Origin of the sequence: Candidatus Kinetoplastibacterium crithidii (ex Angomonas deanei ATCC 30255) (assembly GCF_000319225.1) — a bacterium.
GTDB lineage: Bacteria > Pseudomonadota > Gammaproteobacteria > Burkholderiales > Burkholderiaceae_B > Kinetoplastidibacterium > Kinetoplastidibacterium crithidii_B.
The window spans coordinates 1-11,837 of sequence record NC_019815.1 but is presented as its reverse complement, the minus strand read 5'-3'; the positions used below and the strand labels follow the sequence as shown (position 1 = coordinate 11,837).

Annotated in this window: 6 protein-coding genes, 2 tRNA genes and 3 rRNA genes; 4 read left to right on the top strand and 7 right to left on the bottom strand. The window is 37.2% G+C overall.

Annotated features, from left to right (window positions below):
• Positions 1 to 21: 21 nt before the first annotated feature.
• Together acpS and CKCE_RS00050 are read right to left on the bottom strand one after the other, a co-directional pair.
• Positions 22 to 438 (bottom strand): holo-ACP synthase, encoded by a 417-nt coding sequence (gene acpS, locus CKCE_RS00055; RefSeq protein ID WP_015238279.1) that lies wholly within the window; start codon positions 436 to 438, stop codon positions 22 to 24.
• Positions 439 to 442: 4 nt separating this feature from the next.
• On the bottom strand, positions 443 to 1,171 hold the full coding sequence (locus CKCE_RS00050; RefSeq protein WP_015238278.1) for a pyridoxine 5'-phosphate synthase: 729 nt from the start codon (positions 1,169 to 1,171) through the stop codon (positions 443 to 445).
• A 568-nt stretch (positions 1,172 to 1,739) separates the two neighbouring features.
• Here CKCE_RS00050 and rpmB point away from each other — a divergent pair.
• From rpmB to holA, 4 genes are all read left to right on the top strand, one after another.
• Positions 1,740 to 1,976 carry a 50S ribosomal protein L28 gene (gene rpmB, locus CKCE_RS00045; RefSeq protein WP_015238277.1) on the top strand — a complete coding sequence of 79 codons (237 nt, stop codon included), beginning with the start codon at positions 1,740 to 1,742 and terminating at the stop codon, positions 1,974 to 1,976.
• A 31-nt stretch (positions 1,977 to 2,007) separates the two neighbouring features.
• Positions 2,008 to 2,175, top strand: a complete 168-nt coding sequence (gene rpmG, locus CKCE_RS00040; RefSeq protein ID WP_015389065.1) for a 50S ribosomal protein L33 — start codon at positions 2,008 to 2,010, stop codon at positions 2,173 to 2,175.
• 238 nt (positions 2,176 to 2,413) lie between these two features.
• Positions 2,414 to 5,101, top strand: a complete 2,688-nt coding sequence (gene leuS, locus CKCE_RS00035; RefSeq protein ID WP_015238276.1) for a leucine--tRNA ligase — start codon at positions 2,414 to 2,416, stop codon at positions 5,099 to 5,101.
• A gap of 81 nt (positions 5,102 to 5,182) precedes the next feature.
• Entirely contained in the window at positions 5,183 to 6,223 is a 1,041-nt protein-coding gene (holA, locus tag CKCE_RS00030; RefSeq protein WP_015238275.1) for a DNA polymerase III subunit delta, read from the top strand.
• Positions 6,224 to 6,297: 74 nt separating this feature from the next.
• Here the strand turns inward: holA and rrf are convergent.
• From rrf to CKCE_RS00005, 5 genes are all read right to left on the bottom strand, one after another.
• A 5S ribosomal RNA gene (gene rrf / locus CKCE_RS00025) occupies positions 6,298 to 6,411 on the bottom strand.
• 138 nt (positions 6,412 to 6,549) lie between these two features.
• Positions 6,550 to 9,432, bottom strand: a 23S ribosomal RNA gene (locus tag CKCE_RS00020).
• 247 nt (positions 9,433 to 9,679) lie between these two features.
• Positions 9,680 to 9,755: transfer RNA gene (locus tag CKCE_RS00015), tRNA-Ala, on the bottom strand.
• 32 nt (positions 9,756 to 9,787) lie between these two features.
• Positions 9,788 to 9,864: transfer RNA gene (locus CKCE_RS00010), tRNA-Ile, on the bottom strand.
• A gap of 131 nt (positions 9,865 to 9,995) precedes the next feature.
• A 16S ribosomal RNA gene (locus CKCE_RS00005) occupies positions 9,996 to 11,526 on the bottom strand.
• Together the 16S, 23S and 5S rRNA genes with 2 tRNA genes alongside form the textbook arrangement of a ribosomal RNA operon.
• Positions 11,527 to 11,837 lie beyond the last annotated feature (311 nt).

The window sequence follows — 11,837 nt, the reverse complement described above, 5'->3', positions numbered from 1 at the left end:
CATGCCACAAAAATATCAATATTAAATTTTCTTGGTCTCTATAACCACATTAGAAACAACTAAATCATGCTCATCACTCAGTGAAATATGTATAACCCCGTATCTTTCCTTAATCCATTTATCTAAAACTGGAGAAAAAAAATAATAAGGTTTACCATTAGATGAATTAAGGATTTCAATACTAGACCAAGTCATAGGGAAAGTCATACCAATACCTATAGCCTTTGAAAGAGCTTCCTTAGCAGAAATTCTAGTTGTAATATATCTTATTCCTCGATAATAATTAGCATCAAAGCGCTTATTGAAACAATCTCTTTCAAGAGAACCTAGAACTTTGTCCAAAAATTTATACTTATATTTCACAAACAGCGAATTTACTCTATTAACAGATAAAATATCTACACCAACTCCAGCTATATAATTAGAAGCTACAATCATATATTTAATCAATATTTATATTATTTATAAGGTCTTTCATCTCTTTAACAGCAGAAAACAAGCCATCAAAAACTGCTCTGCTAATTATCGAATGACCTATATTAAATTCACTAATTCCATTTATCATTAAAACACTTCTGATATTATCATAATGTAAACCATGACCAGCATTAACTTTTAAACCTAACTTTAAAGCCGCATCTACAGAATTTTTCAACCTGTCTATTTCCTTATCCTTTTCATTAGAATGACTACATTCGGCATATCTACCTGTATGTAGTTCTATTGCATCAGCTCCTATCTGTTTTGCTTCATAAATTTGATTAATATCTGGATCAATAAATATAGAAACCTTTACTCCATTAGATTGAAGATATTTAACTGCATTAGAAACAACTTCATATGAATTTATTATGTCCAACCCTCCTTCGGTTGTTAACTCCTGTCTTTTTTCTGGAACAAGGCAAACTATATCTGGTCGTGCTTTAACAGCAATGCCTAACATTTCTTTAGTAATGGCACACTCAAGATTCATCTTGCCAATTATATTTTGACTAATATTAAAAACATCTTGATCTTGTATGTGCCTTCTATCCTCTCTTAGATGAAGAGTAATTAAATCAGCCCCAGCCTTCTCTGCTGTCAAAGCAGCAGCTAGAGGATCTGGATAACAAGTATGTCTTTGCTGTCTTAAAGTAGCAACATGGTCAATATTAACGCCAAGTTCTATCATAATATTTCTCTACTTATATGTTCTGTCATAAAAAGATATTAGCTATTTTATTCTTCTAAGAGACTTACCATAAAAATAAGCATAACTTCATATCTATAAAAATTATTTTTCACACGATAAAAATACTAATGGAATATACTAAACTTTCAATTGTTATTAAATAATCACAAATAAACAACGATAAGATATTATTATATATAATGTAAACATAATTTATCATTACATATACACTTAGTAAGTATTAATAGCTAATAGATATTGAGATTATAAGAAATTTAATAAAAATAAAAGACAGTACATTGACGTTATCTAATTAACTAACTAGAATAGCAGTGTAAATGAGTCAAAATTAATTTTTGGTTTTATATATTAGAAAAATTTAAGTTAAAATATCGTTTATGTTCTAATTAAATATATTGCATTATAATACGGGCATTATATAATATTTCCTTTTCAAATTAATATTTATTTCTTTTTAAGAGAACTATATTTAAATAGAAAACCTTTGGTCTCATTTCATTAATAGTATTCTTAACACAAAATAAATTTTCCTATATAAGGTGATTCCATGACAAAAATATGTCAGATAACTGGTAAAGGACCTATGGTGGGAAATAATGTATCCCATGCTAATAATAAAACAAAACGCAGATTCTTACCAAACCTACAGTCTCGTAGATTTTGGCTAGAAGAACAAAACAGATGGGTGCGTTTAAGGGTTTCAACCAAGGCTATAAGAACTATAGATAAGTATGGAATAGAATCTGTACTAAGTATTTTAAATCAAAAAACCATAAAAAATTAAATGGTATTAACCAATAAAATAGGAACATAGTATGGCAAAAGGAGCGAGAGAAAAGATCAAATTAGAATCAACGGCTGGAACTGGTCATTTTTATACAACAACAAAAAACAAACGTAATACTCCTGATAAAATATTACTCAAAAAATTTGATCCAGTTGCTCGCAAACATGTTGAATATAAAGAAATCAAACTTAAATAAATATTACATGTTATCAATCAACGTGTTTATTATATAAGCAGTATGTTTTTAATATAAAGGGCATGATCTTAATTAAAGAAAATCATGTCCTTAGCCACATCATTTTTATAGCTAGATTTTATTATATAAACGTCACTTCTTTAAATTTGCTAGCTGTTTTTTATCAATCAATTAAAAACTGTATATTACAAATAAAATATCATAACGGCTTCTATAATTTAAAAAGAGCTATCCTATTATGCAAGAACATTATAACCACAAAAATATAGAATCAGAATCCCAAGAATTTTGGAAATCTAACAAAACTTACTTAGTAAATGAAAATACTAAGAATAAAGATGGATCATTAAAACCTAAATTCTATGCATGTTCTATGTTGCCTTATCCTAGTGGCAAGCTACATATGGGTCATGTTCGCAACTATACTATTAATGATGTTATGGCTCGCCATAAACGCATGAATGGATTTAATGTTCTTATGCCTATGGGATGGGATGCTTTTGGCATGCCAGCAGAAAATGCAGCCATAAAATCACAAATACCTCCAGCAAAATGGACATATAACAATATTGATTATATGAAGAACCAAATGAAAAGCATTGGTTTATCTATCGACTGGTCAAGAGAAATATGCGCTTGCAGCCCATCATATTATAAATGGACCCAATGGCTATTTTTAAAAATGTTAGAATATGGTGTTGTTTATCGTAAAACTCAAGTAGTAAATTGGGATCCTGTGGATCAAACAGTTTTAGCAAATGAACAAGTGATAGATGGTCATGGATGGCGTTCTGGAGCGTTAGTTGAAAAAAGAGAAATACCTGGTTATTATTTAGCTATCACAAATTATGCTGAAGAGCTACTAAGTGACTTAGAAGATAAACTACAACTGTGGCCAGAAAAAGTAAAAACAATGCAAGCCAATTGGATTGGTAAATCTGAAGGATTGCGTTTTACATTCAAACATCAAATAAAAGACAAGAATAACCAATTAATTCAAGATGGCAATCTTTATGTATTTACAACTCGTCCAGATACCATCATTGGCGCAACATTTTGCGCAATAGCAACAGAGCATCCAATATCTATTCATGCCTCTAAAAATGATAGTGCTATAGAAGCTTTCATTATATCAAATAGATTAGGAACTACTACAGAAGCTGAAATATCCACTAAGGAAAAACAAGGCATTTATTCTGGATTTAATGCTATTCATCCAATTACACATGAAGAAATTCCTATATGGATTTCTAATTATGTTCTTATCAACTATGGCGATGGCGCAATCATGGGAGTCCCAGCTCATGATGAACGTGATTTTATGTTTGCTAAAAAATATAAAATAAATATTAAACAAGTAGTATCATCTGCAAAAAACAAAGAGTTTAATTCAGAAATATGGCAAGATTGGTATAAGGATACAAAAGATAGATATATTATCAATTCAGGAGCATATAATGGTTTAGACTGTAAATCAGCAGCAAGTGCTATAAGTGATCGAATCATAAGTGAAAAATTAGGTCAAAGCAAAATTATGTGGAGACTTAGAGACTGGAGTATATCTAGGCAACGTTACTGGGGGACACCTATACCGATTATTCATTGCAATAACTGTGGTTCAGTACCTGTACCTTATGATAATCTGCCAGTAATTCTGCCAGAAGACCTTACTCCTGAAGGCAATGGCAACCCTCTAGATAAAAATGAAAATTTCGTAAATTGCTTATGCCCAAAATGTGGAGCTGATTCAAAAAGAGAAACTGATACCATGGATACTTTTATAGATTCTTCTTGGTATTTTATGCGTTATACATCTTTTGATAATACCAACCTACCTATAGATAATAGAAATGATTATTGGATGCCAATGGATCAGTACATTGGTGGCATAGAACATGCTGTGCTTCATCTACTATATACAAGATTTTGGTGCAAAGTAATGAGAGATATGCATCTGGTCAACTTTGATGAGCCTATCACCAAATTATTATGTCAAGGTATGGTATTAAATCATATTTTTTCTAGAAAGACAGAAAATGGAGGAATAGAATATTTCAAGCCAGATGACATTGAGACTATATATAATGAAAATGGCATGGCAACTAATTATTTGCTAAAAAAAGATTCTAGCCCAGTTATATATAATGGCATTGGCACAATGTCTAAGTCTAAAAATAATGGAGTTGATCCTCAGTCGATTATAGAAAAATGGGGAGCAGACACAGCTCGTTTATTTATTATATTTGCAAGCCCACCAGAGCAAACATTAGAATGGTCTGATGCTGGAATAGAAGGCGCTAATCGTTATTTACGTAGACTATGGAGAATTTGTTACAATAATAAAGATAATATTATTTCTGCAAATTCCTTAACAGAAAAACATGATATAGACATAAGCAAAAATCCATCTATACAAGAATTATATTTTAATATTTACTCTCTATTAAATCAAAGTAATCATGACTATGATAGATTGCAATATAATACTATTGTATCTGCATCAATGAAAATGTTGAATTCTATTGAACAATTTTTACAAGTAAATTCAATTATAGATAAAACCCATAATATTGCTATCTCAGAGTCTTTAGGCATAGTACTCAGAGTATTATACCCAATAGTTCCTCATATAACATGGAAGATCTGGAATGAACTTGGATATAATAATGTTCATGGTGATTTAATTGATGCCATATGGCCTAAAGTCAAAAAAGAAGCTCTTGTTATAACTAATGTAAAAATGGTCATACAAGTTAATGGCAAATTAAGAAGTTCAGTGAATGTTCGTTATGACCAAAATGAAGAAGAAATAAAGAAAATAGTTTTAGAAGAGCCCAGTGTATTAAAGTACATTAATAATAATATTATTGAACGTATTATTGTAGTACCTAACAAACTAATAAATATAGTATTAAAAAATAATTAAATATTATCTATATAATATTATATTCTCTAATATTTCATGAAAAACTTTGATTTTTCTTGAAATATTATAAGTATAAAAAAAATGCATAAATATATTGATTATAAACACATAACTGAATTATTAAAGAAAGAAGAATATTTTTCACCTATATATATATTATTAGGTAACGAATTGCTTTTAGTAAATGAATGTAAACTTAACATTATATCAGAGTTTAAAAAACGAGGATTTGTATATTTTTATAATTCATCTATGGATTTACATAGTAATTGGAGCGAATTCACTGAAAGCATAAAATCAATCTCTTTATTTGAAAAATATAGAATATTTAATATAGATATAACAAATGCATCACCAGGAAAAATAGGTTCTGAACATATAATCAAAATAGCAAATTTTTTAGCAGAAAAAAAAGATACTATTTTGATTGTTCAAGTACCAAAAAAAGATATAAATACAAAAAATAGCAATTGGATGAAATCTCTAACAAAATTGGGAATCTCAATTAATATACCTAATATCAAAAGTAGTGAATTACCATTTTGGATAAAAGAAAGATTATTACTACAAAAACAATATGTCGATAATAACTCACTATTTTGGATAGCAAATAAAGTTGATAATAATTTAGTTATTGCTAATCAAGAAATTATTAAACTAGGTTTAATTTTTGAAGAAGGATATATAGATGAAGAGTCCATAAAGAATAGTATTGTATCAAATAATTCAAAATACAATATATATGATTTTAGATTATCTATTTTTCAAAAAAAAATATCTAAAATATTAGAAATATTATTATATTTGAAAGAAGAAAATATACACCCTGCTTTAATTTTATGGGCGATTTATGAAGATATAAGAATTATAGGTATTTTAATAGATGCACCTAGGGAACAATTTTCTTATATCTTAAATAGTAATAAAATTTTTGGAAATCATAGAGATTTAATTGAAAACTATAGTAGAGATGTTAATAAAAATTTCTTATATAAAATAATAAATAAACTACATAATATTGATCTAAGCATTAAGGGTATGGATGAAGAAGGAACTTCAAAAAATTTATGGGCAGAACTTATAAATGTATCGGTAAATATAGCCACATTAAAAATATCATAGAGATTAATTATTAAGAATTAATTTTAGATACAAAAAAACCCTACAGACTCTTATCTGTAGGGTTTTAAATAAAAGCCTGACGATAACCTACTTTCACAGACTAAAAGTCTACTATCATCGGCGCAAAGGCGTTTAACTGTCCTGTTCGAGATGGGAAGGAGTGGAACAACCTTGCTATAGTCATCAGGCATAACCTGTACGCTGTTTGTCTACAAAATAACAAACATAAAAATAATCTAAGAAGAAGCAACAAAAATATAAATTAGGATGTAACCACATTAATTAATATCATAACATATAATTATCTCAATAACCTGTAGAGTTATAGGATCAAGCCTCACGGGCAATTAGTATCGGTTAGCTTAATACATTACTGCACTTACACACCCGACCTATCAACGTCCTAGTCTTGAACGACCCTTTAGGGGGATCTAGTCCCCGGGATACCTTATCTTCAGACGAGTTTCCCGCTTAGATGCCTTCAGCGGTTATCTCTTCCGTACTTAGCTACCCGGCTATGCCATTGGCATGACAACCGGTACACCAGAGGTACGTCCACTCCGGTCCTCTCGTACTAGGAGCAGGCTCTGTCAAGTATCCAACGCCCACGGCAGATAGGGACCAAACTGTCTCACGACGTTTTAAACCCAGCTCACGTACCTCTTTAAATGGCGAACAGCCATACCCTTGGGACCGACTACAGCCCCAGGATGAGATGAGCCGACATCGAGGTGCCAAACACCGCCGTCGATATGAACTCTTGGGCGGTATCAGCCTGTTATCCCCAGAGTACCTTTTATCCGTTGAGCGATGGCCCTTCCATTCAGAACCACCGGATCACTATGTCCTGCTTTCGCATCTGTTCGACGTGTCAGTCTCACAGTTAAGCACGCTTATGCCATTGCACTAACAGCACGATTTCCGACCGTACCTAGCGTACCTTAGAACTCCTCCGTTACTCTTTAGGAGGAGACCGCCCCAGTCAAACTGCCCACCATGCACTGTCCCAAATCCGGATAACGGATCAAGGTTAGAATCGCAAACAATCCAGGGTGGTATTTCAAGGTTGGCTCCACATAACCTAGCGGTTATGCTTCAAAGCCTCCCACCTATCCTACACAAGATTATTCACAACCCAATGCAAAGCTACAGTAAAGGTTCATGGGGTCTTTCCGTCTAGCCGCGGGTAGATTGCATCATCACAAACACTTCAACTTCGCTGAGTCTCAGGAGGAGACAGTGTGGCCATCGTTACGCCATTCGTGCAGGTCGGAACTTACCCGACAAGGAATTTCGCTACCTTAGGACCGTTATAGTTACGGCCGCCGTTTACCGGGGCTTCGATCAAGAGCTTGCACCCCATCACTTAACCTTCCGGCACCGGGCAGGCGTCACACCCTATACGTCGACTTTCGTCTTTGCAGAGTGCTATGTTTTTAATAAACAGTCGCAGCCACCGATTATCTGCGGCCTCTTCATGCTTTGAGCGCAAGCTCATCACAATAATGAGGCATACCTTCTCCCGAAGTTACGGTATCAATTTGCCGAGTTCCTTCTCCTGAGTTCTCTCAAGCGCCTTAGAATATTCATCCCGTCCACCTGTGTCGGTTTGCGGTACGGTCTTGTACAGCTGAAGCTTAGAGGCTTTTCTTGGAACCACTTCCAATCACTTCGCGAAATATATCCGCTCGTGCCACACCCTCGAATTACGTGACCGGATTTTCCTAATCACCTTCTATAATGCAGCAACAGGGAATATCCAACACCCTGATGATCTTCCACGATCCGTCCCCCCATCGCACTGTACAATGGTACTGGAATATTAACCAGTTTCCCATCAGCTACGCATCTCTGCCTCGCCTTAGGGGCCGACTCACCCTGCGCCGATGAACGTTGCGCAGGAAACCTTGGACTTACGGCGAGGAGGCTTTTCACCTCCTTTATCGCTACTCATGTCAGCATTCGCACTTCTGATACCTCCAGCAGCCTTTACAAGCCACCTTCACAGGCTTACAGAACGCTCTCCTACCGCGTGTAATAAAACACGCCCGCAGCTTCGGTTTATTGCTTAGCCCCGTTACATCTTCCGCGCAGGACGACTCGATCAGTGAGCTATTACGCTTTCTTTAAAGGATGGCTGCTTCTAAGCCAACCTCCTGACTGTCTATGCCTTCCCACTTCGTTTCCCACTTAGCAATAATTTGGGACCTTAGCTGGCGGTCTGGGTTGTTTCCCTTTTGAGTCCGGACGTTAGCACCCGGTGCTCTGTCTCCCACGCTGTACTTGTACGTATTCGGAGTTTGCCATAGTTTGGTAAGTCGCCATGACCCCCTAGCTATAACAGTGCTCTACCCCATACAGTAATACGTGAGGCACTACCTAAATAGTTTTCGGAGAGAACCAGCTATTTCCAGATTTGTTTAGCCTTTCACCCCTATCCACAGCTCATCCCCTAATTTTTCAACATTAGTGGGTTCGGTCCTTCAGCACGTGTTACCGTGCCTTCAACCTGGCCATGGATAGATCATCTGGTTTCGGGTCTACACCCAGCGACTAAATCGCCCTATTCGGACTCGCTTTCGCTACGCCTCCCCTATTTGGTTAAGCTTGCCACTGAATGTAAGTCGCTGACCCATTATACAAAAGGTACGCAGTCACGGAATAAATCCGCTCCTACTGTTTGTATGCATACGGTTTCAGGATCTATTTCACTCCCCTCCCGGGGTTCTTTTCGCCTTTCCCTCACGGTACTGGTTCACTATCGGTCGATCACGAGTATTTAGCCTTGGAGGATGGTCCCCCCATATTCAAACAGGATTTCGCGTGTCCCGCCCTACTTTTCTTACGCTTAGTTCCACATCAAAGATTTCGTCTACAGGGCTATCACCTACTATGGCAAAGATTTCCATCTTTTTCGACTATCAATAACGCTATAACGTAAAGGCTGATCCGATTTCGCTCGCCACTACTTTCGGAATCTCGGTTGATTTCTTTTCCTCGAGTTACTTAGATGTTTCAGTTCACCCGGTTCGCTTCTACTGACCTATATATTCAGTCAGTGATACCCTCTTAAGAGGGTGGGTTTCCCCATTCGGACATCTGCGGATCAAAGTTTGTTTTCTAACTCCCCGCAGCTTTTCGCAAGATACTACGTCCTTCATCGCCTGTGATCGCCAAGGCATCCACCATATGCACTTATTCACTTGATCCTATAACACTAAAGGCTATATGAATTAAAGTTAACTACATGTTTGTGCTGTTCATAAATATTCTAAAGATTTTACTCTCAAAGAACATAATTATAATTAATGCAATCACAACCCTAATCGTATAGATTATACAAAATGTAAAATCTATACATATTTATGTTGCGTCTCTTCTAGATTTTTAAAGAACAATCAGCTAATAAAACTTAATTTTTAAACTTGAAACAAGCCTAAAAATTAAATTCTAAATTGGTGGAGGTGAACGGGATCGAACCGATGACCTCCTGCTTGCAAAGCAGGCGCTCTCCCAATTGAGCTACACCCCCATAGTACCACAGAAAGGTATTACTCAAACAGATGGTGGGTCTGGTTGGACTTGAACCAACGACCCCCGCCTTATCAAGACGGTGCTCTAACCAGCTGAGCTACAGACCCATGCATTTATAGGGTTAGCATAACTTTGGGCAAACCCCAATGAAGAATCTGTCGCAACCCTGCTTACTACCAATCTCAGCTAAATAACAATCGATAATTGTAGGCACTTAATATGTAGTTCATATGCTCTTAAAGGAGGTGATCCAGCCGCACCTTCCGATACGGCTACCTTGTTACGACTTCACCCCAGTCATGAATCCTACCGTGGTAATCGCCCTCCTTGCGGTTAGGCTAACTACTTCTGGTAAAACCCACTCCCATGGTGTGACGGGCGGTGTGTACAAGACCCGAGAACGTATTCACCGCGACATGCTGATCCGCGATTACTAGCGATTCCGACTTCACGTAGTCGAGTTGCAGACTACGATCCGGACTACGATCGGGTTTGTGGGATTAGCTCCCCCTCGCGGGTTGGCAGCCCTCTGTCCCGACCATTGTATGACGTGTGAAGCCCTACCCATAAGGGCCATGAGGACTTGACGTCATCCCCACCTTCCTCCGGTTTGTCACCGGCAGTCTCATTAGAGTGCCCTTTCGTAGCAACTAATGACAAGGGTTGCGCTCGTTGCGGGACTTAACCCAACATCTCACGACACGAGCTGACGACAGCCATGCAGCACCTGTGTTCTAGTTCTTTTGCAAGCACTCCCAAATCTCTTCGGGATTCTAGACATGTCAAGGGTAGGTAAGGTTTTTCGCGTTGCATCGAATTAATCCACATCATCCACCGCTTGTGCGGGTCCCCGTCAATTCCTTTGAGTTTTAATCTTGCGACCGTACTCCCCAGGCGGTCAACTTCACGCGTTAGCTGCGCTACTAAGATCCGAAGATCCCAACAGCTAGTTGACATCGTTTAGGGCGTGGACTACCAGGGTATCTAATCCTGTTTGCTCCCCACGCTTTCGTGCATGAGCGTCAGTGTTACCCCAGGAGGCTGCCTTCGCCATAGGTGTTCCTCCGCATATCTACGCATTTCACTGCTACATGCGGAATTCTACCTCCCTCTGGTACACTCTAGTTCGGTAGTCAAAAATGCAGTTCCAAGGTTAAGCCCTGGGATTTCACATCTTTCTTTCCGAACCGCCTGCGCACTCTTTACGCCCAGTAATTCCGATTAACGCTCGCACCCTACGTATTACCGCGGCTGCTGGCACGTAGTTAGCCGGTGCTTATTCTGCAGGTACCGTCATTCACATCAGATATTAGCCAATGCTATTTCTTCCCTGCCAAAAGTGCTTTACAACCCTAAGGCCTTCATCGCACACGCGGAATGGCTGGATCAGGGTTTCCCCCATTGTCCAAAATTCCCCACTGCTGCCTCCCGTAGGAGTCTGGGCCGTGTCTCAGTCCCAGTGTGGCTGGTCGTCCTCTCAGACCAGCTACGGATCGTCGCCTTGGTGAGCCATTACCTCACCAACTAGCTAATCCGATATCGGCCGATCCAATAGCGCGAGGTCCGAAGATCCCCCGCTTTCCCCCTTAGGGAATATGCGGTATTAGCCACGCTTTCGCGTAGTTATCCCCCTCTACTGGGCACGTTCCGATATATTACTCACCCGTCCGCCACTCGCCACCAAACCGAAGTTCGTGCTGCCGTTCGACTTGCATGTGTAAAGCATTCCGCTAGCGTTCAATCTGAGCCAGGATCAAACTCTTCAGTTTAATCTCTGCATTTTGCGCAAATTCAAAATAATTTGAAAATACGATTTACTCAAAAAAATAAACAGGTTTCTCAGATGTCTCTGAGAAAAAAATTTATAATTTAATGAGTACTTACTTGTTTGTTTTTAGCACGACATATATAAATATATGCCTCAAAACTACCATCAAGTACCCACAATTATCGATTGTTCAATTGTTAAAGATCAGTTGGATTCACAAATTCAATTATTTGCGAAACAGATGACGATTATCTATCATAAAGAAGATAATGTCAACATTTTTATAAATAAATAAAATATCTTAATAACAAC